Annotated in this window: 17 protein-coding genes; 9 read left to right on the top strand and 8 right to left on the bottom strand. The window is 43.4% G+C overall.

The window, feature by feature from the left end; all coding sequences use genetic code 11:
• Positions 1–13: 13 nt before the first annotated feature.
• Positions 14–781 (top strand): ParA family protein, encoded by a 768-nt coding sequence (locus tag ACSLUR_RS07940; RefSeq protein ID WP_448553420.1) that lies wholly within the window; start codon positions 14–16, stop codon positions 779–781.
• A 34-nt stretch (positions 782–815) separates the two neighbouring features.
• On the opposite strand, the gene ACSLUR_RS07935 is transcribed toward ACSLUR_RS07940, so the two are convergent.
• Genes ACSLUR_RS07935 through ACSLUR_RS07925 form a run of 3 tightly spaced genes read right to left on the bottom strand, consistent with a single transcriptional unit; the run spans position 816 to position 5,106 of the window.
• Positions 816–1,322, bottom strand: coding sequence for a gluconokinase (locus ACSLUR_RS07935; RefSeq protein ID WP_448553418.1), 507 nt, complete (start codon positions 1,320–1,322; stop codon positions 816–818).
• A 15-nt stretch (positions 1,323–1,337) separates the two neighbouring features.
• Positions 1,338–3,743, bottom strand: coding sequence for a GH36-type glycosyl hydrolase domain-containing protein (locus ACSLUR_RS07930; protein ID WP_448553416.1), 2,406 nt, complete (start codon positions 3,741–3,743; stop codon positions 1,338–1,340).
• Positions 3,730–5,106, bottom strand: a complete 1,377-nt coding sequence (locus tag ACSLUR_RS07925) for an MFS transporter (protein ID WP_448553414.1) — start codon at positions 5,104–5,106, stop codon at positions 3,730–3,732. The genes ACSLUR_RS07930 and ACSLUR_RS07925 overlap by 14 nt, the downstream gene beginning before the upstream one ends.
• Before the next feature lie 202 nt (positions 5,107–5,308).
• Between ACSLUR_RS07925 and ACSLUR_RS07920 the strand changes: the two genes are divergently transcribed.
• Together ACSLUR_RS07920 and ACSLUR_RS07915 are read left to right on the top strand one after the other, a co-directional pair.
• Complete coding sequence (locus ACSLUR_RS07920) at positions 5,309–6,319, top strand: LacI family DNA-binding transcriptional regulator (RefSeq protein ID WP_448553412.1); 1,011 nt, start codon at positions 5,309–5,311, stop codon at positions 6,317–6,319.
• An 86-nt stretch (positions 6,320–6,405) separates the two neighbouring features.
• Positions 6,406–7,503 carry a glycoside hydrolase family 5 protein gene (locus tag ACSLUR_RS07915; RefSeq protein ID WP_448553410.1) on the top strand — a complete coding sequence of 366 codons (1,098 nt, stop codon included), beginning with the start codon at positions 6,406–6,408 and terminating at the stop codon, positions 7,501–7,503.
• Positions 7,504–7,720: 217 nt separating this feature from the next.
• Here ACSLUR_RS07915 and ACSLUR_RS07910 read toward each other — a convergent pair whose 3' ends face one another.
• The 3 genes from ACSLUR_RS07910 to ACSLUR_RS07900 all read right to left on the bottom strand — a co-directional run bounded on the left by ACSLUR_RS07910 (position 7,721) and on the right by ACSLUR_RS07900 (position 11,728).
• Positions 7,721–8,578 (bottom strand): spondin domain-containing protein, encoded by an 858-nt coding sequence (locus ACSLUR_RS07910; RefSeq protein ID WP_448553408.1) that lies wholly within the window; start codon positions 8,576–8,578, stop codon positions 7,721–7,723.
• Between the two features lie 16 nt (positions 8,579–8,594).
• A complete protein-coding gene (locus ACSLUR_RS07905; protein ID WP_116001563.1) occupies positions 8,595–9,404 on the bottom strand; it encodes a spondin domain-containing protein in 810 nt (269 codons plus the stop codon).
• Positions 9,405–9,877: 473 nt separating this feature from the next.
• Positions 9,878–11,728, bottom strand: coding sequence for a tetratricopeptide repeat-containing diguanylate cyclase (locus ACSLUR_RS07900; RefSeq protein WP_448553405.1), 1,851 nt, complete (start codon positions 11,726–11,728; stop codon positions 9,878–9,880).
• Between the two features lie 457 nt (positions 11,729–12,185).
• Here ACSLUR_RS07900 and ACSLUR_RS07895 point away from each other — a divergent pair, with 457 nt between their 5' ends.
• The 3 genes from ACSLUR_RS07895 (at position 12,186) to ACSLUR_RS07885 (ending at position 17,754) form a co-directional block, all read left to right on the top strand.
• A complete protein-coding gene (locus tag ACSLUR_RS07895; RefSeq protein ID WP_448553403.1) occupies positions 12,186–12,743 on the top strand; it encodes a TetR/AcrR family transcriptional regulator in 558 nt (185 codons plus the stop codon).
• Positions 12,744–12,795: 52 nt separating this feature from the next.
• Positions 12,796–14,223, top strand: coding sequence for a coniferyl aldehyde dehydrogenase (locus ACSLUR_RS07890; protein WP_448553401.1), 1,428 nt, complete (start codon positions 12,796–12,798; stop codon positions 14,221–14,223).
• Positions 14,224–14,373: 150 nt separating this feature from the next.
• A complete protein-coding gene (locus tag ACSLUR_RS07885) occupies positions 14,374–17,754 on the top strand; it encodes an ATP-binding protein (RefSeq protein ID WP_448553399.1) in 3,381 nt (1,126 codons plus the stop codon).
• 17 nt (positions 17,755–17,771) lie between these two features.
• On the opposite strand, the gene ACSLUR_RS07880 is transcribed toward ACSLUR_RS07885, so the two are convergent.
• Entirely contained in the window at positions 17,772–18,713 is a 942-nt protein-coding gene (locus tag ACSLUR_RS07880) for a hypothetical protein (protein ID WP_448553396.1), read from the bottom strand.
• A 175-nt stretch (positions 18,714–18,888) separates the two neighbouring features.
• Here ACSLUR_RS07880 and ACSLUR_RS07875 point away from each other — a divergent pair, with 175 nt between their 5' ends.
• The 3 genes from ACSLUR_RS07875 (at position 18,889) to ACSLUR_RS07865 (ending at position 22,750) form a co-directional block, all read left to right on the top strand.
• The gene (locus ACSLUR_RS07875; RefSeq protein ID WP_116001553.1) at positions 18,889–20,670 is read left to right on the top strand and encodes an acyl-CoA dehydrogenase C-terminal domain-containing protein; all 1,782 of its coding nucleotides are present in this window, start codon (positions 18,889–18,891) and stop codon (positions 20,668–20,670) included.
• A 239-nt stretch (positions 20,671–20,909) separates the two neighbouring features.
• The gene (locus ACSLUR_RS07870; protein WP_448553394.1) at positions 20,910–21,488 is read left to right on the top strand and encodes a glutathione S-transferase family protein; all 579 of its coding nucleotides are present in this window, start codon (positions 20,910–20,912) and stop codon (positions 21,486–21,488) included.
• A 233-nt stretch (positions 21,489–21,721) separates the two neighbouring features.
• Positions 21,722–22,750: an HD-GYP domain-containing protein gene (locus ACSLUR_RS07865; RefSeq protein WP_448553392.1), complete on the top strand. Its 1,029-nt coding sequence runs from the start codon at positions 21,722–21,724 to the stop codon at positions 22,748–22,750.
• Between the two features lie 113 nt (positions 22,751–22,863).
• Here ACSLUR_RS07865 and ACSLUR_RS07860 read toward each other — a convergent pair whose 3' ends face one another.
• Complete coding sequence (locus ACSLUR_RS07860) at positions 22,864–23,661, bottom strand: hypothetical protein (protein WP_448553390.1); 798 nt, start codon at positions 23,659–23,661, stop codon at positions 22,864–22,866.
• Positions 23,662–23,758 lie beyond the last annotated feature (97 nt).

The following is a 23,758-nucleotide window of genomic DNA, read 5'->3' as shown; positions in this document are numbered from 1 at the left end:
GATAGGGAAATTCATGATCCGAGTGCTTTTTAATAAAAAGGGTGGGGTAGGTAAATCAAGCCTTGCTGTTAATCTTGCCGCGATGTCGGCTGCAAGTGGTTTACGTACCTTAGTGATAGACCTTGATACTCAGTGCAATACCTCTTCTTATTTATCAGCACTTGATATTAGCGACGATGACTCTATCGCAGCGCTATTTGAACAGACCATTACCTTTCATTTACGCAAACGTCCTATCATTGAGTATTGCCAACCAACGAGTTACGAGAACTTGTTTATTATCCGTGGCTCTGAGCGAATTAAAGAGCTTGAAAGTGAACTCGATAGTCGTCACAAAATCTATAAATTACGCGATGCACTAGCGACTTTACGTGATGATTTTGACCGTATTTACATTGACACACCACCTGCGCTGAATTTTTACAGCCTGTCTGCTTTAATTGCGGCAGATAGTTGTTTAATTCCTATCGATTGTGACGACTTTGCGCGTCAGGGCCTGTATAGCTTGCAGCAGCAAATTCAAGAGATTAAAGAAGATCATAACGAAAATTTGCACGTAGAAGGTATTATTGCCAACCAGTATATGGTGAATGCCAATTTACCGGGCCTCATTATTCAAGAGCTGATTGAGGAAGGATACCCGGTTATTGCTGACTATATTCCACAGTCGGTAAAAATGCGTGAATCACATCAACAAAAGTCGCCACTAATTCATATGGCGCCAAAGCATAAGCTGACACAGGCACTATTAGCCTGCTATCAAGAACTTGAAGCCAGTTAGTAGCCCTTTTAAAGCCGAGTAAGTTTAAGAAGAATCAATCTTGCTTAACCTGCTCGATACACGCTTGACATAAGGCTATTATCGGTAAGCTCGCATCAAGCGTTATAACTTCTTCATCTTGCCTTGGTTTTTCTAAAGTCGTTAATTGGCTATCAAGCAATGCTGCTGGGAAAAAATGCTCTTTTCTATTAGTTAAACGCTCGTGTAGCAAGCTTTCAGATAAGTCCAGATAAAAAATGACTGGCTGATTACAATAACGTTTAAGTAGCTCTCGGTGTGCTTTTTTAAGGCATGATACCGCCATTACCACGCTCGCTTTATTGATAGCATACTCGTTTAGGAATTTCGTTAGTTTTGCCAACCAAGGGGCTCTGAGCTCTTCCGTTAGCGGGATCCCTTGCTTCATTTGAGTAATCGCAGCGGGTGAGTGAACATTATCAGCATCAAGAAAATCACAGCCTAATTTTGTCGCTAGTACTTGGCCAAGGCTGGATTTGCCGCAGCCACTTGGGCCGATAATAAGTATTTGTTTATTGTTCATTTGCTTAGCTGTTATCTAAGAAAATACGACGGCAATCACTTGGTCGGTGATTGGTAAAGGCTGGGTTAATGCTTGTTTATCGTTACTAACTTGCCAGTAGGGCGAGCTAACTTCTGGCTTTCGTATATAGTTGAGTTGATAGTGATGTCCTCTAAAGATCCGCGATAGGGAAAGAAACTGCCACGCTTTGGGCAATTGTGGCTGAACAAACAGCCCCTCGGGCCTGCCATCTAATCCAAGCATCCCTTTAATCAGGCTATGATAAAACCAAGCGACTGTGCCAGTATTGAACAAATGGCTAGAGCGTCCGGCCATATCCGGAAACTGATAATAGGCCCCGCGATAATAATTGGGCAGATAAACAGGCAGTTGCCCTTGTTGCTTGGCATGCTTAACCGACGGGATAACGCGTTTGAGCAAGGCAAAGGCAAGCTCAGATTTTTGCTGTTGATAAAGAGCGGCGGCGTAAAACATCGCGGCATGATTGTATACTGAGCCGTTTTCAGCAACGCCTGGCGACTTTTGTGTGAGCCTGCCAATATCCTCAACCATTGCTGTATAAGCTGGTGCTAGCATCATGGGCCCGTAGGGGGTTTCAAGTTGCTTAGTAACCTCGTTGATTAGCTCATCAATGCGTTGATTCGATAGCGGCAGGGACAACATTGCCCAGCTTTGGGTGTTTAGATAAATTTTCCCCTCAGTATCGTTTATCGTGCCAAATGTTCGGCCATCATCTGTGATACCGCGTGCGTACCAGCTACCCTGATAAAAATTTTCTTCGATTGCGGCATTCAGTGCATCGGCTTGCTCGGCCCAGCGTTTAGCATTGGCAATATCGTTTTGCCGCTCACAAATTGCTGACCACTTAGCAAAGGCTCGACTAGTGGCCATGCTTAACCAGACTGAAACCCCTTTACCGTCCTTGCCAACGTGATTCATTGGGTCGCACCAATCTCCTTGTTTGATCAAACTTAATCCACGTTTATCAATATTAGCCAGTAGATATTCCATGGCTAAATTTAGGTGTTGATAAACAGATGCGACTTCGCTGCTATTACTAAAACCGACTGTTTCGTTAAGCAAGCTGGTATCGTCAGTTTCCGACAGGTAAACCTCAACAAACCATATTAGCCAGACGTTGTGATCTGAGTGGGGAACCTGATTGATATATTTTAGCGTCGCCATACTGTGCAGCAGAATACCGTCTGGCATCGCACCACTTAATGCTTGTTGCGAAAGTGCTTTAAGAAACTGAGATTTGGCGCCTGTGGGCGCTAGATAAACGTTTCCCATGCTGTCTTGCAAAAAGTTACGGGTTTGAGGATCTGTGGTGAGCCGATGCAATTGTCCATGATAGCTTAGCTGGCGGGGCAGCCAGTGATTAACGAAATTATCAAATAGCGTATCTGGGCTTTTGATGCTTAGTGGTGCTGCACTTTTGTTGGTATCAGTAGTTAATTTGTGGTGCTCAGCGAAATTCAAGCTTGAGCTTGTGTTTTTGCCTTCAGTGTCACTGAGCTTAAAGTTTTTCACGGCAGTACGATTAAAATCAATTAGTGCTTGAATTTCTTCCTTCGCATTAACCGCGCCAAATCGCCAGCGCAGCGTTTTGCTCTGTTGTGGTTGGCAGCACAAGTTGTGCTGAAACACACCAATAGGCACTTCGTAATTGGCTGCATATTGAGCTAAATAGTCTGCATTTATGGCTTGTGGTGCGACAAGGTGACCATTGCCAATAAAGCGGTTTTTGTTACATGTCCAGCTGTCAGGTTCAACCTCACTAGTAAAAAAAGTGATGTCTTTGAAAGTACGAATTTTGTCGAAATCTTGGGTGTGTTGATACGGCGTTATCGAAGTCGCGATGATGGTCTTTAGCGAGCTGTCGTAATATGCTGATTGATTCATCCATGACATATAACCAATCGAAAACATGGGATAAATGACACAGTTGATCGGCGCAGGGGTCAGATTTTCAATATCGCATGACCAGTGCTCTACCACCTTGTCACCTAAGGTGAGCGTTACGGTAAAACGAATACCATAGTGTTCAATTTGCCAAATAATTTCATCTAAACGATGAATAAATTTGAAGCTCTCAGGCGTTGTATTCACTGGCGCATAAGGCAAAGAGAGCAGTGGCTTGTTATCGATTTTTATGTAGAAAAATCTGCCAGGATGGTCGCTATAATAATGATGCTCTGGCTGCATAAAGGTGGTTGCCTCTATGGCTGGGCCTTTGCTGTATTTTGCTGGCTCTGGTTGCATATGCTGGGCGTTAGCGTAGCCGCGACAATTCATTTGGATCATCATCTGAGCATTCCACAAAAAACCACAGGCATCAGGCATGGCTGTTGGGCTGTGCAAGCAAACGTCAGGCTTATCAGCTGCTACGGTATAAATTGGCTGGCTAGCCTTCATCATTTGCGAGCCTCTTGCGCTCAGCTAATTGCGCTTGGATCAGGGTTAGCTGGGTATTGGTCAGTGGATAAAAATAGATACAAACAGCCGCGAATAGCGCAAATAGTGCGGGGATCGCCGTCATCAGGAGAACAATGCCGTGCTGAGAGTCTGGGGTTTGCGACATATTGGGCTGATAGCCCATACTGCCAAGCACTATGCCAATAATTGCCCCTGCTAATGCACCGCCAAGTTTTTGGGAAAACGCCGCCGCAGAGAACACCATGGCCGTTGAACGCCGTGAGGTGCGCCACTCAGAATAGTCTGCTGTATCAGCATACATAGAAAACACCAAAGGAGATTTCGGGCCTAGGCATAAACCGATGAGTGCCTGAACAATGTAGTGCGCCGTCAATTGATCTTTAGTGAAAAAATATTGGCTGCAAGTGAGCAGCGCAACCGCGACCATTAGGCCGATTAGCAGCTCTCGCTTATCAAACCAGCGAGTCAATAACGGGGTACTCGCGGCACCTACTGCGAGTGAGACCATGTAAAGCGTCATATAGCTGCTGATCAGGTCATCGCGTTCAAGAAAGTATTTTAAATAAAACGTCCCTGAGCTGGCTCGAATCGAAATGGTTAGCATGATCACCAGTGCCAAAATAAATAGCACCAGCCAAGGTTTGTTACGCAGTAAATCTTTAATGTCGGTGAGGGGCGAGTGTTTTTGTGGGGCGATTGCCTGCACGCGCTCTTTACAAAGAGCAAAACACAAGGTGTACATAACCAAAGCAATAGCGCCATAGAGTAGTAAAGTAAGCTGCCAGCCAGTTTCAACATTACCAGCACCTAACCAATTAACTAGGTTAGGCGTAAAGTAGGCGACGATAGTGCCGCCACTAAATGCGCCAATAAAACGAAAGCTACTGAGCGTTGTTCGCTGCTGTGTATCTGAGGTCATGATGCCCATCATGGCGCCATAAGGCACATTGATGAAGGTGTAAGCGAGCATCATAAACACATAGGTTAGATAGGCCCAAATCACTTTGCCCGGCTCATCAAGATCAGGCACAGTAAAAGTCAACACACCCGCGGCCAACAAGGGTATGCTACCCCAGATCAAATACGGCCTAAATTTTCCCCAGCGCGTATTGGTTCTGTCAGCCATAGCCCCCATTAAGGGGTCGGAAAAGGCATCAATCAAGCGCGCAACTAGCATCATAGTGCCTACAGTGGCGGCTGGAATACCAAAGACATCGGTGTAGAAGATAAACAAAAACACATCGAACAAGCGCCAGTACAAATTACTTGCGGTATCACCCAGTGCATAGGCAATTTTCTCTCGCGTCGATAGAATTACATGGTGAGTACTTGGTGACATATTCATTTAATAGCATCTACTTAAAAATGGAAGCGCTTCCAAATAAATCTATACAAAGATTATTAATTGGTCAATAATTGTTCAAAAAGATGAGGTGAAATTGAATTTACCTGATTTACCTATGTATAAAGTATCTGAGGTTTGCAGTGGCTTTGCTGTTTATAGCTGACTCATATGTTTTTAATCAACTAGAATTGGAACCGGTTTTATGTCGACGATTTATCAGGTGGCTAAGTTGGCTGGGTGTGGTGCATCGACTGTCTCTCGGGTGATCAATGAGCACCCAAGTGTCTCTGCGAAAACACGGGAAAAGGTACATCATGCCATGGCGCAGTTGCAGTTTAGACCGAACAAAGTGGCAAAGTCTTTAGCGTCTAAACGAACTGACTGTATTGGCATTTTAGTTGGCGAACTGCACAGTAGCTTTTTTGGCACCTTAACGGGAGCAATCGAGGGTAAATTAAGAGCACACAATAAACATGTGATCGTAACCGCGGGTCATAGCGATGCTGACATGGAAAAGCAAGGGATCGAGTTTTTGATTGATCGACATTGTGATGCCATTGTGATTCACGCTGAAGCGCTCAGCGATGAATACCTTGCTGAACTAAGCCAGTCGAATACGCCAATTCTTATTGTTAATCGTGATATTGAAAGTTGTTCAACGCATTGTGTTAGTTTGAATAACAAGCTGGGCGGAATTATTGCAACGCAAGCGGCGATTACAGCAGGGCACCAAAATATCGCTTATATTAGTGGGCCAATGCGTAAGCAAGATGCCAGAGCGCGATGGCAAGGGCATTGTCAGGCGCTGGTTGGTGCGGCAATTACTTACGATCCTCAGTTGTATGTTGAAAGTGAATTCAGCCAACAAGGTGGTATCGCGGCCTTCGAAACACTATTAAAGCGCGGCTGCCAGTTTACGGCAGTTGTTTGTGGTAGTGATGAAATTGCTTGCGGGGTGATGGCCGCTGCAAGAGAAGCTGGTTTCGACTTGCCTTCTGCATTATCTATTGTCGGCTTTGACAATGCCAACATTGCTGCTTACACCTACCCCAAGCTAGCAAGTGTTGATTACCCCATTGCGTCAATAGGGCGTGAAGTGGCGAATAGGGTGCTTAATGATGTGTATGGCATTTCTTGTCAGCAAACAAGTCTTCATTTCGACCCGGTATTTGTTGAGCGCGAATCACTACAGCCTATTCACTTTGCTACATAAGAGAGCCTTACAGAATAACAGAGCTGAATAACAGAGCCGAACAACAGAGCCGAATAGCAGTTTTTGCTCTGGCTAAAGGAGCTAGTATGAAACAATTGATATTGATGTTTTTAGTTATCTTAAGTTGTGGTTATCAAGCAATGGCGGATACTTGGTGGACTGAGTCATATCCCAAGGCTTTTGATAAGAGTGCATTAAAGCCACAACCCTTTATTCACGTCAAAGGTAACCAGTTTGTTGATGAGCAGGGAGGCGAGTTTCACTTTACCGGAGTGAGCATTGCCGATCCTGATAAACTTGCCAAGCAAGGCCTGTGGTCGAAAGCCTTATTTGACGAAATAGCTCGCTGGCAAGCCAATACCATCAGAATTCCAATCCATCCACTTGCATGGCGAAATGCCGGGCAATCAGGCTATTTGGCGTATCTGGATCAGGCGGTGCGCTGGGCCAATGAACTGGGGATCTATTTAATCATTGATTGGCACTCCATCGGCAATTTGCAAGCTAATCTATATCAACATCCAATGTATGAAACATCGTGGCAAGAAACCCTTAAGTTTTGGCAGCAAATTGCATTTCGTTATCAAAACGTGCCAACGGTTGCCGTTTATGAATTGTTTAATGAACCAACCAATGACTATATTGGTCATGGCACCGATAGCCTCGGTAAAATGACGTGGACGCGCTGGCGTGAGATGATGGAAGCACTTATTGATCTGATCAGAAGTTATGATCGGCAAGTTATTCCATTGGTTTCAGGCTTTAACTGGGCTTATGACTTAAGACCTGTAAAGCATATGCCAGTTGAGCGCGAAAATATTGCTTATGCGGTTCACCCGTATCCACAAAAAGCCAAACCCAAAGTGTATAGCAGGGATAACTTTTATATGCTGTGGCATGAACAGTGGGGCTTTGTGTCGAGTAAAGCGCCGATGATTGCCAGTGAACTTGGTTGGTCTCATGAAAGCGCACCGGGTGCTCATGTCCCTGTTATCAATAATGATGGTCAATATGGACCTCGTATTATTGATTTTATGGCTGCACGCGGCATTTCTTGGGTTGCTTGGGTGTTTGATCCTGAGTGGTCACCTCAATTGATAAGAAATTGGCAGTTTGAGCCCACAGAACAAGGAAAGTTTTTTAAGCAGGTACTGCAAGGAAAGTATCAAACAACGAAAGAATAAATAAAAGCTCTTGAATTTCCACGATAGAAATAGCTATAACGATGTTCGTTGCTGTTGCGTTCTTTTAGCAATTGGTGTCATTACGCTCTCCTATTTATTGATGGAAAAGTGTCAACCTTATTTAGTACGGGTCAAATACAATAAAAAAGGCTTCCAATGGAAGCCTTTTTACTTTTCTTACGCCGCTAAGAGTAAGTTAATAATAACGTCACGATCACTATCGAGTACGAGTAATGGTGACTTTTGCCGTAGGGTTATCCCAGCGGTGACCTTCAGTTAACACAGACGTACTTAAACCTTCCATGCTTGGGTCGGTAGCATTGGCGCTAGTCGTTGCACCACGATGGAAGTGTACGCGATCAAATAAATCATCACGCGCTGCATCGAAGCCAGCTGCTGCACCGCCGCCACCTGCTGCTGCTGCCGCAGGACCAGGCATAGTATCAGCCGTTTCAGTGTTTGCTTCTGTGCCAGAGTCCCATGTTGGTGTCATAAAGCTCGCGCTTTGGCCGACAGTCATGTTACTCACATCCATCGCATTTAATGCGGTAAAAGCATCATTGGTATTCACTAACATGGTTGCAAACGATAGACGAAGGTTATCGGTGTCTAACGCTGGTACAACAAGCGTATAAGTATTACCAATTGAACGCGGTGGAATTGGGCCACTACCTGATTGTGAGTCAAGGTAATATACAGAGCCCATCGCTTCGCTAAGTAAACTTGCGTTGCTGCCGCCTTCTGCTAATTCTTCAATCGCTACGCTAGCTGGCTCACCATCGGTGAATGCGCTGTAACCTGCCTCATGCAAAATAATTGCTGCTGGCGAGAATGGTTGAGCGTAAGTTAAGTTAGTAATTTGTACTGTGTAGACTGCTGTAGTGCCAGTGCCGTCCTGACCATCTTGGCCATCTTGACCCGCAGGACCTGCTGGGCCAGCCGGACCTGCTGGGCCTTGCTCACCTTGAGGGCCTTGAGCACCGTCAGCGCCATCGTCACCGTCATCAAAACAGCCACCTAGGCCTAATGCCAATGACAAAACCAGGAGTCTCACGCTAAGTGTTGACTTTCTCATGATTTACTCCTCCAACTTATGGTGCTGGTACAGTAATAGTAACGCGAGCAACAGGGTTTAACCAACGGTGTACAGTAGAATCAAGGTCGCTAGCGCCACCTGAATCGCTTGTGTCACCTAAAACGTTACGGTGAATGTGTACTGGGCCGTCTGTACCATCTTCAACTTGACCACTTTCGATAACGGCACCAACACCTGTACCACCTGTGCCTAATGGCACTGGAGAAGCGCCGCCACCGGCAACACCAGGTACGCCATAGCCGCCTAATGCATTACCTGTACCTGCTTCAGTTACATCGGTACGTGCACTGTTTAACTCGTCGTTTAATTCAGTACCAGCGTCATATGCGTTTAGGAAATAAGTGTATGTGCCTGGTTCTGTTGGAATGACAATTGAGTCTAATCCAACGAAAGCATCGTTAGTTGGTACTAACATAGACAGTAAAGATAAGTAAGGCTTGTCCATGGTATCGAATGGGTAGCTAAGCGTCATTGATGGCGCTAATAAACCACCAAAACGGTGCCAAGTGTTTGAGCCATTGTCAGTATCTTCTGGTCCAAGTAAGGCTTCGAAGTTTTGACCGCTAGAAGCTGCATTTTGTTCGTCTTCAATAACGCCTGCTTCTGCTAACCATGCTAGTGCTGTTGAAGCTTCTTCACCCACTTCAAATGCGTCAACTGTGTTGTCATGAGCAATCACTAAACGTGGTGTGAAGTTTTGCGCGTGTGTAAGGTTGGTAATGCTAATATCGATAGTTTGCGCGTTGGCGAAGCTTGAAGCTGCGAGCCCGAACGCTAGGCCTGTTACAACTTTGTTAAATCTCATTTTTGTTTCCTCTTATTTTATGTGCTGAGCAACAATCTAAAAGTAGAGGTTTGTTTCTAACTAATCTTCACAAAATTATAACGAATTGATTACAAAAGTATCTGAGGCTTAAGCAAGTGGTTTAAAAGCAACGAATTTACGGGCGTTATGGTAGGTCTGGTGGTGTTAACGAGTCTTGCATGAAGAGCTTATTAAGCTGATTCTGAGGCTAATGTTAATGCCTATTAAACAGCTGCAGAGTAAATCACAGTGTTAGAATACTGTATTACGAACTGGCAAGATTAGCAATCTCAGCCATTGTTACGTTAAATCGTAGCTAATTTGTAGTTTCTAGATGGTTTTATATTTATCACAGCGCTGTGATAATTATAAATACGCTCATCCTATAAGTCTGAAATAAAAGTAAGCCTAAAACAAAAGTAAGCTTGATCTAGAAAACTTACCCAACCATTTGCTACTTGTGTAAAACTAAGTTAAATACTGGCTAAGGTCAGTTGATCGCGCCCCTGTGCTTTTGCTTTATAGACTGCGCTGTCAGCGCGTCTAATCACGTCGTCGAGCTTTTTATCATCAGCTTTTATCGCAGCAGCCCCCATACTAAACGTCACTGGGTGGGTTGATGGAACACCGGAAATTTGTTGTTGGCTTAATGTCTGTCTTATCCGCTTGAATGCATCTGTGATGTTTTGCTCGCTAGCCGCAGGCATGATTAATAACCACTCTTCACCGCCAATTCTCCCTATGTTGTCCGATGCCCTGATACTCTGCTTACATGCTTGATAGAAGGCTTTGAGTACGTTGTCGCCAGCTTCATGACCAAAATTGTCGTTAATGGTTTTAAAGTTATCCAAATCAATCACCGCAACTGCCAGTTCAGTTGTATTCGTTTTTGCTTGGCTAAACATGACTGCGCCTTTTTCACGAATATTTCGGCGGTTAGGGGCGCCGGTCAGTTCGTCACTTAGCGCCAAACGAATAAACTTGCGGCGTGATCGAATTTGCTGAAACAAAATCACCAGAATCACTAATATCAACGCCACGACGGTGGTGGCGACAAGGTAGACTAGCTTTTGCCTTAAATCTTGCTGCGCAATACGTTGTTTTTGCAGTTCATTTTCTTTTTTTAGCAATTCAGTTTTCTGCTGTTCGTGCTGAATATTCATCTGCGTTTGAATTTTCTGCAGTGACTCTTTGTTATTTTTGCTAGCGGTTTTCTCAATATGAGCAATGGCAGCCTCATACTGCTCAGATGCCCGTTGAAACAGGCTACTTTTTTGGTAGCTTCGAGCTAAAGCAAGCAAATAGCCTTTGCTATGAGTATCGTTGTTTAAGTTAGCGATGTCACTTTCAAGGGTGAGCAACATATTTAGCGCCGTTTGGTGATCCCCTTGTGCTAGCGTTACTTTCGCCAAATTCAATTTACCTAAAGTAATCGACTGGTTAATTTTTGCTTGTTTAAATACCGGCAGTGATTGCTCAATATGATTTAATGATCTTTGGTAGTCGCCATTTTTATAGGCAATAGTGGCGAGTTGACTGTGTACGTAAGCGATGCCTATTTCGTCATTCAAAGTTAAGCTCAATGCTAAGCTTTGTTGCAGATATTCTTTCGCTTGCGCTAGGTCTTGTTTATGTATGTAAAGCGTTCCGATGTTGTAAAGCAAAATAGAGGTGCCAAATTTGTCTTTGTCGGCATCGATAAATGTCAGTGCCTCTTTAAAATAATGAATTGCTTCGTCAAATTGACCAAGATTTTGGTGCACTAACGCAATGCTATTCACAATTTCCGCCAAAATAAGCCTCATATCGTGTGCTTTGGCAATTTGATAAGCCCTTAGCATGTCTGCTAATGCTTGTTGGTTCTGACTTGACGCTCTTAATCCTCGCGAACGATTGTGAAGAAAGTGGGCGATCATTCGTGGCATGTTTTCTTGCTCAGCAAGTGCCAATGCGTGAGATGACAGTATGATCACCTGCTGCCACTGACCACGCTCATGGGTAAGCAAGATTTGTTCACGCAGAAATCGCATTTTGAGCATGCTTGAGCCTTCTCGGTCAACGCGCGCCAGCCCTTCGTTAATCACCATTTCTGCGTGATCAAATTGACTGGTTGCAACTAAGGCGCTACTTAATACTGCCATCGCTTGCAGCTCGTTGTAGCTTTGGTGTTCTTGCTTAAACTTTTGCTGCAAACTGAGCGCTTTTTCAATAACGAGGTTAGGATCTTCTTTAATGCGATCAGCCAGCGTTTGCCAATATTCTTTACTTTGGTAATCTTCGCCGTTGGCATGGCTATGCAGGCTAATAAGCAAGGTGCTTAGCATAAAAAAAAGTCGATAAAAACTGTTGATACCTTAATCTCCTCGTTATAACCGATGTGCGCTGTTTACCATGTGTAATGTATCCGGCGTAAAAATTTAGCTAGCTTATCATAGCAAGCTACCCGATATTGGTTCCTTCTTCGCGAGAGAAAGTCCACAAAAAATAACTTTGCTTGATCCCTATCAAGCCACTGAAAGCATTAAAACTAACCGAACAGCTCTTGTCTGGTTAACTCACGTTTCTATAAATTCGTAACGCAAACAAATAATTGGTGTTGAATCACACTCAAACTAGCCTTGTGTAGGTGGCTTAATTGTCTAGAACAGCCGATTCATAATTGACAATATTTACATATTTAATTCTTTTTGTAACCCTTTTGTTGACATAGGGTGGTTGTGGTGTATTATTGGCCACCGTCAAATTTGTTATTTATGTCTGCAATCTATTGAGGGTTAGACGTTGTCTGCTGTACTTACTAAAGAACAAGAAAGTGCCAGAAATATTCTGGAAACATTTGCCCGTTATGGGGTTCGCAAAACATCGATGGAAGAAATTGCCAATGCAGCGGGAGTGTCTAGACAGTCAATTTATAAAAAGTTTGGCTCTAAAACACGTTGTCATGAATGGACAATAGATACGTATCTTTCGGTGATGTATGGCCGAATATTTGCGGCGTTAACCAATGATCAACAGCCTCCAATGCAAACCTTGCATCAAGTGTTTGACATATTTATTGGTGATGCGATTGAAATTGTCAGTAACCCGCATGGTACAGAAGTACTGAACGATGTATTTCAGTCAGAAAAGTGCTCAGGGGATGATTGGCCATTGCGTTTAAAAACGCGACTTGCTGATTTTTTAGCGCGCCATAATCTAGTGTCTAGTGAGCATGCTGATGGTATCGCGTTTACTTTGATTGCCGCAGGCAAAGGATTGTTACTGGAAGAATCTTCCCGTGACCAATTTCTTAAGGAAATGAGCATTATTATCGACAGCGTTGTCGCTGTTAAAAATTAACTAATTAAAGTTAAAAGAATTCAAGATTTAGCTACCGTGAGTGGAGAATATTATGAGTAATGTTGCAAACCTTGCCGAGCATCAAGATAACCTAGCTCAGCTCAACAATGATTTTGAGGTGATGACCTCAAACTTTAAACAAACACCATATCCAAGTTTGCAAGCACGTAAAGACGTATTGTTAGCACTTAAAAAATCGTTGATTGCTCACGAGCAGGAAATTTACGACGCACTTAAGCAAGATTACGGTTACCGCAGTGAGTTTGACACATTAATTTCTGATTTACTGTCGACGGTTATGGCGGTGAATTACTCACTGAAAAACGTGAAGAAGTGGATGAAGCCCTCAAAGCGTCACGCTGGCTTAATGTTGGCGCCATCAACGGTTAAAGTGCATTATCAACCACTTGGTGTGGTTGGTATTATCACGCCGTGGAACTTCCCAATTTTCCTTGCACTTAGCCCTGCAATTCAAGCGATTGCAGCGGGTAACCGAGTGATGATTAAAATGAGTGAATTTACGCCTCACGCTAACCAAGCATTGCGTAAAGTCGTTTCTGTGATCAGTGATCACATCAGCATTATCGAAGGTGAAGCCGATGTTGGTGCGGCATTCTCGGCATTGCCATTCGATCATTTAATTTTCACCGGTTCAACAAATGTTGGCCGCATGGTGGCTAAAGCCGCTGCTGAGAATTTAACACCGATCACTTTAGAAATGGGCGGTAAGTCACCGACGATCATTGATGAAACAGCCAATATGAATATTGCTGTAGACGCAGTAATCGTGGGTAAGTCAACGAACTCTGGACAAATTTGTGTTGCTCCTGACTATGTGTTTGTGCCGGAAAGCCGCGAGTTAGAGTTTGTTGAAACCTTTGTTAAGCGCTACCGCGAATATCACTTTGAGACTAAAAACAACAATACCCAAACGCATATTGTCAGTGATCGCCAATTTGCACGTATTGAACGCTTCCTAGAAGATGCGAAAGCTGAAGGTGCGAATATTCATGCCGTTAAAGAGCGACAAGAAGGTGATGGCCGTTTGATCTACCCGCATTTATTAACGAATGTGCATGATGGTATGCAGGTGATGAAGGAAGAGATCTTTGGCTCTATTTTGCCAATTAAAACGTACCGAAACATTAGTGAAGTCATCAGCTTTATTAATGATCGTCCACGTCCATTAGCGCTGTATATCATGTCGAAAGATGCACAGAAAATTGACCATATTTTGAAAAACACCCACAGTGGTGGTGTGTCAATTAATGATACGGCAATGCACGTAATGGCTGATGATGCGCCATTTGGTGGCGTAGGTAATTCAGGTATTGGTCACTATCATGGTCACGAAGGTTTCTTAACTTTCTCAAAAGCCAAAACCGTTTTACATTCAAAAGCTTGGTTACCTAAAAACCGCTTTATCTTGAAGTACCGTGACGTTATGTTTAAAGCACTACGTGGCTTATTCTTAAGATAAGTTTTCAACACGAATCACTAACAAATAGCCGGCACTTGTCGGCTATTTTTTTATGAATTTCACGTTGCCTTTACCAGTATTGGTGGTGCGCCATAGCTGAGTTACGTATATACTGCCAAAGATATTGATTTGCATTGTAAAGACGGCTCAGTGAACCGAAGCATCCCACAAGTAAACTTGTTTAGTCGCTATAACCTAGCGGTATTTGTGCTGTTTGTTTTATTGTCATTATTTGCCATTGCTGTCGGTGTATATCGCTATTATCACGAACTAGAACATCGCCTTGAACATAATCAGCAGGAACTTGCTGAACAAGCCAAAATTCTTAATCACAGCCTTGAGCAAAGCCAGCAAAGTTTGCTTGGCTTGAAGCAGTTTGCACAATATTACCTAGACCACCCAGAAGAGCTTTTAACAAACCAGCCTGAACTTGTACAGCAAGGGGATAGTTATTTTCTAAACAGCCCATCGCGTGATGAGCTAACAAAACGCAAACGCTTGCGCGGCAATATCACTGGGCGAGGTCAAATTAGTGGCTTTGATCAAGCCATGTGGCAAGAGCTGGCGATGGCAAATGCATTAACGCCGGGGTTTGTCACCGCAAGCCACAATAACCCTGATGCGACTTGGTTTTACTACTTATCGTTGAACCGTTTTGTCAGCATCTTTCCTTGGATTGGTCATCAAGCTTGGCGCTATTCTGACCATATGCTCAATGAAACTTTTGTTTGGCAAGTGCGCCAGCAAAATTTAGCCGGTGAGCCATTTTTCTGGTCAGAGCCTTATCAAGATGCTGCGGGTCAAGGACTAAAAGCGGCAATTGGCACAGGGGTATTTCTTGATGGTAACTTTAAAGGCGCGATTGTTATTGATGTTGACCTTGCAAGCTTGCAGCAAAAGTTACCAACGCTGAAAGGTGATCGGCAAGGCTATGTGCTGATTAATCGTGTTGGTAGTGCGCTTGTACATCGAGCCTCAGATCAAAGAGAGATGACTGCCAATAGTACATGGCGTGATATCGTTCCTGATAGCCTGCAAACCTTACCTCAAGTGAATTTGATGAGTTTTAAAGGAGATATGGTTTATCGCGGTTGGTTACTACAAAAACACTATTTAGCGGTAAACGGTTGGAGCTTAATTCAATATCAAGCGTATGATGATTTTACTGGACAAGTGAAAAATCGTATCACTTTTAACATTACCATGTTTAATTGCGGCTTAGTGGCGTTTCTAGCTCTAGTTTATGTCATGACACGCAAAACCTTTATTAAGCCTGCAACAGAGTTTATCAGTCATATTGAGCACTGTGCACAGGGTAGCCCAGGCAAGGTAAAGCCAACAAAAGAGTGGTTGCCGTGGTTTCGTTTAGTGGAAAATATATTTGGTGAAAACAGTAGTTTATTATTGCAATTAAAGCAGCAAAACGCCGCACTGGACTCGCGTGTAGCCGAGAAAACACAAGCCTTAATTGAGCGTAGTGAAGAGCAAAAAAGGGCTTATGTATTGCTGCGCTCAGTGATTAATGGCATTCCTGAATTTATTATATTTTACGACGATCAGCACCTGCTAACTGGCTGTAACAAAGCTTTCGAGAACTATATCGGCAGCCGAGAAACAGACCTTCTTGGCAAGAATATTCACAACTTGTTATTACCGCCAGTTCAACAAGCATTGAAAAACTTCAGTGAACTACCGGAACAAGAAAGTCGCATTGGTTATCAAGACCTGATTGAAACAAGCGGTGACACCTATGAAGTTTTCTGTACTCGCTATTTTAATGAAGCAGGTCAACCGCTAGGCTCTATTGCTATTTTGCGAGATGTTTCAGTACAAACCGCGGTGCAATCAACGTTACAAACAGCCAAAGAGCAAGCAGAGCAAGCGAGTCAGGCGAAAAGTCAGTTTTTGGCTAACATGAGCCATGAAATCCGTACGCCAATAAATGCAATTCAAGGTATGATTGCGCTGTTATCAAACACTCGCTTGAGTGCATTCCAACAGCAATACTTAACTAATGCACAAAGTGCCTCGTCTTCCTTACTCCACTTAATCGATGAACTTTTAGATTTAGCAAAAATTGAAGCGGGCAAGCTCAGATTGAACCTTGAACCCGCAAACTTTGACGGCATTGTTGAGCGTGTTTTACAACTTAACACGCTAGCGGCACATCAAAAGGCATTAACACTTGCTGTTGATATAGATGCTGATGTACCTGCTCAAGTTATCGTTGATGAAATGCGCCTAACTCAGGTACTGACCAACCTGATTAATAATGCCATTAAATTTACACATCAAGGCTCGGTTGCACTCAGTGTCACCGTTGCGGGCAAAGATGAGCAAAATGTACTGCTCAAGTTTGCCGTGACAGATACTGGCATAGGTATTCCTTTAGACAAACAAGCTCGATTGTTTGATGCGTTTGTACAAGCAGATGAGTCAATGACGCGAGAGTACGGGGGGTCTGGCCTTGGGCTATCAATTAGCCAACAAATCATTGAGTTGTTTGGCGGGCAAATCAAGGTCAATTCTACGCCCGAGCAAGGCAGCGAGTTTAGCTTTGTTATCCCGTTGCGACTGGCTGCACCGATCACAGAAAAGGTTTGTTCAGATATCAGCATTATCAGTTTGGGCTTTGAATTGCCTGTGTCGATGCAACAAGCTATTGCTAGCTATCATTGGCAGTGCTATTACGCTGAAAGCTTGGAGCAATTAAAGGCGCTTAAGCTAGGCGGAAGGGCAGTTGTATTAGTTAGTACTGACGATAAGGCACAACATGCCTCGACTAATGATAACCTGTTGGCGGTTGAGTCGGCATGTGAAAACATTGCGCTTATTGGCTTATGCCAGCCAATTATGGCAACAATCTCACCGTCGATTGCGAATCAATTGTCCAGCTTAAGTTCACCTTATTTATTGTTTGATAGTCCGCTTTATCGTTACACTTTAGCTAAGATAAATCATCATTTGCAGCGCGAAAAAACAGCGGCCACTGATATTGAGAAAGTACCCGAACATATGCCCAAAGAGGCTGTCGTGACCGATGCTCCTGAGCTAATTCAAGTTAATGCAGGAGCAGAACAGCCTGAGGTAATTGGTTTACCGAGCGCAGAGAGCGAGCGACCAGCGAATGCACCTTTAGCGGGCACACTAGCTGGTGTTTTGGCACTGTTGGTTGAAGATAACCTAGTAAATCAAATGGTTGCCCAAGAGTTATTGGCCTCCATGGGGGCAGAGGTTGTTGTTGCTGAAAATGGTCGCGTTGCGCTTGAGTGTTTAGCACAATCACATTTCGATGTGGTGTTGATGGACATTCAAATGCCTGAAATGGATGGCTTGACGGCCGCAAGAAAAATACGCGAGCAAGATAAGTTCAAAGACTTACCCATTATTGCGATGACGGCACACGCCAGCTCTGACGATAAAAGTGCAAGCTTAGCTGCGGGAATGAACTTGCATATTGCTAAGCCGGTAAGTGCGGAAGACCTTTGCCAGAGTATTATAAAAGTAATGCAGTTTAGCGCGGTAGATTAGTTAAATAACTCAGCAGATTAGTCAAATATCTCGGCAGTGTAGTGTTTGGCGCGAATCGCTTGTTCTGACTCAAAAGACAATTGCCCTAGCGGCATTAAGCGTGGTCCTGTTGGATCGCCTAATACAAAGGTTCTGCCTTGATGCACTATGGTGACATCACCTGGTTCAGGTAATACTTCAAGACCAATAAAAGCATGCTGGTCGATATAAATCATCACCATTTTTATGCGCGGCATTAATGCCCGCAACATGGCAATGGTTAATGTCATTTTACTATCACAATCCCCTTGGTTTTCCCACAGCACTTTCGCTGGCACATTAAAGCCTGCACCAGAAGATGTTAATCGTGACTCAAGTGGCGAGTAAGGAATGTTTTGCACAAAACCGAGCACATAATTAGTCACCAAACGGATATTTTTAACATTCACGATGTCTAAGATCACAGATTTGGTGGAGGCGAGCATGGCAACAGATTCTTGAGCAATGCGAACGTGATCCGGTTTAATGCCAGGCGAATTTTGGTGGTCCGTAAATTGATGATAAAACTGGCTCGCTAAGTAATCGTTAAAAATGGCTGTTTCTTGCGCTCGAATTTCTCGGCTTGCGTTAGCAACATCGCTTGGATTACGCCCTGAAATACTGATGTCGCTGAGTTCATTACCATAGCTAATGTTAATACCTGACAATGGGTTTTGCTTAAGGTACTTACGTACTTCTCGCTGTACATGCTTTACTGCGAAATCTGGGTTGTAAGCGCGAAACTTGCGAAATTTTGAAAATAGCGCTTTTTTCGGCAAGGTAAAACGCATGTTTTGCGTTTGCTGAGCATAGTCGACCCATTGATAGCTAAACTCATAACCATCGCCAGCATCAGATTTACTAAAGCGCAGTTGTTCGGCAAACGCTGAACTTGCAACAATGCTGAGGTAAGTAATTAAAAGACCTAAAATCTTTTTCAAAGAATAGTTCCAAAATTCAAAATTACTGGCTTTGTGGACTATACCGCGAAATCCAGCGAATTTTAAGTTGATGCTTAAAAGCACGATTTTTTGCGGTTTTACTTTACATTCAGCGTGAATTTACTATATTTAAACGCGTGTTTAAATTGCCTGTTTAATATTATCGAGGTTTACCGTGGCTGAATATCAAGTACCGTTAAAAGACATGAGTTTTATTTTGTATGATGTGTTAAAAGCGGATCAGCTTTGGCAATCATTGCCAGCGCTTGCTGAAACCGTAGACCGCGATACTGCGGACGCCATCTTACAAGAGTGTGCAAAAATTGCTGAGCAAGAAGTTGCACCTTTACTTCGTGTTGGTGACGAAGAAGGCGTAAGCTTTGACAGTGGTAAAGTGACCACTGCAACTGGCTACAAAGAAGCGTTCCAAACTTACGTTGAAGGTGGTTGGACAGCACTAGGCGGCGACCCAGCGTACGGTGGTATGGGCATGCCGAAAATGATCACTGGCCTTCATGAAGAAATGTTGTGCTCAGGTGATATCTCTTTCTCTTTATACCCGACATTAACTGCTGGTGCGGCGTTGTCATTAGCCAAGCACGGTAGCGAAGAATTAAAAGAAAAATACCTAACAAGAATGTACGCTGGTGATTGGACTGGTTCTATGTGTTTAACTGAAGCACATTCTGGTACTGACTTAGGTATGATTCGCACCAAAGCGATCCCGCAAGAAGATGGTAGCTACCGCATCACAGGTAACAAAATCTTTATCACGGCAGGTGAGCATGATTTAGCAGAAAACATTGTTCATTTAGTACTAGCTAAATTACCAGACGCGCCAGCTGGCCCTCGTGGTATTTCGTTATTCCTAGTACCAAAAATTAATGTTAACGACGATGGCAGCTTAGCTGAGCCAAACGGTGTTAGCTGTGGTTCAATTGAGCACAAAATGGGTATTCACGGTTCAGCGACATGTGTGATGAACTTTGACGACGCACAAGGCTTCTTAGTTGGTGAAATCAACAAGGGCTTGGCATGTATGTTCACTATGATGAACTACGAGCGTATTGGCGTTGGTATTCAAGGTATGGCTGCTGCTGAGCGCAGCTACCAAAATGCTGTTGAATACGCAAAAGAGCGTTTACAAGGCCGTGCATTAACTGGTGCAAAGTCTCCAGAGCAACCAGCTGATTCAATCATGGTTCACGGCGACGTTCGCCGCATGTTATTGAACATGAAAGCATTAACAGAGGGTTCGCGTGCACTTGCTTCATACATTTCAATGAAGCTTGATATTTCTGCCTACGGTGAAGGTGACGCACAGAAGACAAGTGAGTCTTTAGTTGCTTTATTAACACCAATTGCTAAAGCCTTCTTTACTGACTTAGGTTTAGAGTCAACGGTTACAGGTCAACAAGTATTCGGTGGTCATGGTTTCATTCGTGAATGGGGTCAAGAGCAACTAGTTCGTGATACGCGTATTACGCAGATTTACGAAGGTACTAACGGTGTTCAAGCAATGGACTTGCTAGCGCGTAAAGTTGTGGCTTCTAAAGGGGCATTGTTCCAACCATTTGCTGAAGAAGTGAAAGCGTTTGTTGCTGAAAATTCACAAGCTGAACTGCAAGAGTTCGTTGCGCCATTAGCTGAAGCCTTAGGTGACTTAGAGTCTTTAACTGCGCACCTTATCGAGCAAAGCCAAAACGATATTAATATCTTAGGTACAGCAGCAAATGATTACTTGCATGTATTTGGTTACACCGCAATGGCCTACACGTGGGCACTGCAAGCTAAAGCGGCATTAGCAAAAGTAGACAGTGGTGATGACTTCTATCAAAGCAAGATCAAAACAGCACGCTACTTCTTCGCTCGCTTGTTACCGCGTCGCTTGTCATTGATCGAAACCGCTCGTCAATCAAGCGAAGTGTTATTCGATATTGAGGACGAATTATTCTAATCATATTGATTGAGTAATGAATACCTGAGAAAAAGGAGCACTGCGGTGCTCCTTTTTTATGTCCTTAATTGGCAAAAGTGCTAGCCAAGTTACTTGGTATTACTTCCTGCTCAGTCAATTCTTGCTCGGCCAAACCTCGCTAAGTTAGTTCCCTTTGTTTAAATTAAGACGGGGCGATTGCTAATTATCAGTTATGCAGTAGGCTAATAGTTAGTCTCAGTGATTACGGCACGATAATTATGCAGCTTCTCGGTTCTTCTACTTCTCCTTACGTCCGTCGAATTCGTGCACTTTGCATGCAGTATGGGCTTGAATGCCAGCTTGATAGTCTTGATATTTTTTCGCCTGAAGGGCGTGAACAACTCAAAGAAAAGAATCCGGTACTTAAAGTTCCTGCACTTGTAGACGATGAGCAAACTATTTACGACTCACGTGTAATTGCACGCTATATTATGAATAAGGCTGGAATTCGCGCTTTCTCTTGGTCACAAGAAAATTTACTTACCTTAATTGATGCCGCCAATGACTCTTTGGTGACGCAGCTGATTTCAATACGCTCAGGCATCGATATCAACGCTGATAATATGTTCTATGGAATTCAGCGCGAACGAATAGCCGATATTTATCAGGTATTGGATCAAGAAGTGCTTAACGGTGCATTTGATCGCAGTCACTACCCAACCATTTGCCTCTATTGTTTGCTGGATTGGGCAGAGTTTAGAGAGTTAAAAACGTACCGGGAATACCCTGGGTTAAGCGCATTTGTGGCTAAATATCAGAGTAGCCAATTTTTTATTGATACTAACCCTCGCAATTAGCAAAGCGAACCTTAGCTGGTACAAGAAGATAACTGTATGAATTTAAGACATTAATGTATTAGTATTGCTTGCGGCAGGACTACCTGTTCGTTTTCAAAAGTAATAATGCCAAAGCCATACGGGGTTTATCTTGTGTACGAATGCCGAGCTAATAAATTGAATTAATTTTGAACAAAAAAGTCTATTAACGAACTCATATTATAAAAATAGAAGGATTTACCTAAGGTAGTGTAATGGCCGATACTGATTTACAAACCATTTTGGTGGTTGATGATAACCCTGACAATATTGATGTCTTGAGCGGTATTCTAAGACCTCAATATAAGGTCAAAGCGTCAGTATCAGGCAAGCTAGCGTTAAGAATTGCAGGCGGCAAGCAAAAGCCCGATCTGATTTTGCTCGATATTATGATGCCTGAAATGGACGGCTATCAAGTCTGTGAACAATTAAAAGCCAATCCGATTACGCGCGATATTCCGGTGATATTCGTGACTGCCAAAAGTGAAGCTGAAGACGAGCGTAGAGGTTTTGAATTAGGCGCTGTTGATTACATTACTAAGCCAGTGAGTATGCCAATTGTGCTGGCGCGAATTCGCACCCATTTAGCCCTTTATGATCAACAGCGGGAATTAGCTGCGCAAGTTAAGCAGCGAACTGAGGAGATAGAAGAAACACGCCATGAAATCATCAAACGTTTAGGGCGTGCTGCTGAATACAAAGACAATGAAACAGGCATGCATGTTATTCGCATGAGCTATTATGCACGTTTCTTAGCCGAGCGAATTGGCGCAGCGCCCGAATGGGTAGAGTTATTGTTTTATGCCGCACCTATGCATGATATTGGCAAAATCGGCATTCCTGATCATGTCTTGCTCAAAGAAGGTCGGTTAAATGAAGATGAGTGGCGAATTATGCAAAAGCATGTTGAATACGGTGCCGACATTTTAGGAAACCATGATTCAGAGCTACTCTCGCTAGCACGAGAAGTCGCTTTAACACATCATGAAAAATGGGACGGTAGTGGTTACCCTAACGGTTTGAAAGGTGAGGAAATACCGTTAAGTGGTCGTATTGTTGCTATTGCTGATGTCTTTGATGCCCTGACTTCAACACGTCCATATAAAAAAGCCTGGTCAGACGAAGAGGTTATTACTTTTTTGAATGAACAAGCTGGTAAACACTTTGACCCAGCGCTTGTACCAGAGTTTTTGGCTTGTATGCCTCAGGTACTTGAGATCAAGGCACAGTTTTCAGATGAGTAAAAGTGCTTTCAGTTAACTGTGAAAAAGTTAACGTTAGCATTCATTAAAATAGCCTCTTATTTCACTTCGTTTAGTCGTTCACCTTAAGCTTCGTTCACTAACTGACAATACATTTAGAAAGAATAGCTTGCGCCGATAAGTGCCATATGGGCAAGTGCGTCGGCATCTAATGTCGAGAGCTTTGTATCTTCGGCAACTGATGTCGCAGTAATTGCGCCTACAATTGACCAATTTGGTGTGAGTCGATAGTTCCCGATAATGCCAAATGTTGCACTGGTAATGTCAGTGCCGATAAGGTTTTGCGTTTCAAATAAGTTGGGAACGGGGGCGTAGTATGACGTGGCAACGGTTGTATCTAGTTGCTCAATTTTGGCTGATAAAGCAATGTTGAGTGCTTGGTAGGAAGCGACCACATAGCTTGTTTGCAAATAGGCATTGTCTTTTGCCAGTTCAGCAGTTTGTGGTGCTAAGGCAAGTGGCTGAGTAGAAAACTGCATCAATGAATATTGCGTAATTGCTGGCGATAAAAATTGTGCATCAGTGGCGATATTGGGTTCACTCTCAACACTTCCTTTATTATTTGTTACGGCTTGGAGTGCTTGTGCTGCGTATATTTCGTTGCGCTGTAGCCAACTTACTTCAGTATTGAATGTGCGCTGTGACTTTGGTGTCTCTTGAATGGTTTGTTGTGCAGAGGTTTCAGGCGAACCACTATCAATAAATGTAGGCTCAACAACTGAAGGTTCAGTGAGTAAAGGGTCAACAAATAAACTACCACTTGATGGATTAGGAGCACTTTGTTGAGTAACTAAACCCTGGTGAGTTTGTTGGCTATGCTCGAACGCCATTGCTTTGTAGACAATGGTGCAATAACACATCAATAGTGCCGCAATAAACAAATGCTTAACCATGAAATCCCCTTGGTACTTCAACTGCCGAACGTGGGTCATCTAGTGTAGAAAACCAATATATTTGGTAACTTTTTTGCGATAATTTTTTTCAGCGGTA

The organism is Thalassotalea montiporae (assembly GCF_053485855.1).
Note: the sequence above shows the minus strand (reverse complement) of the source record. Positions and strands in the feature narration are given on the sequence as shown.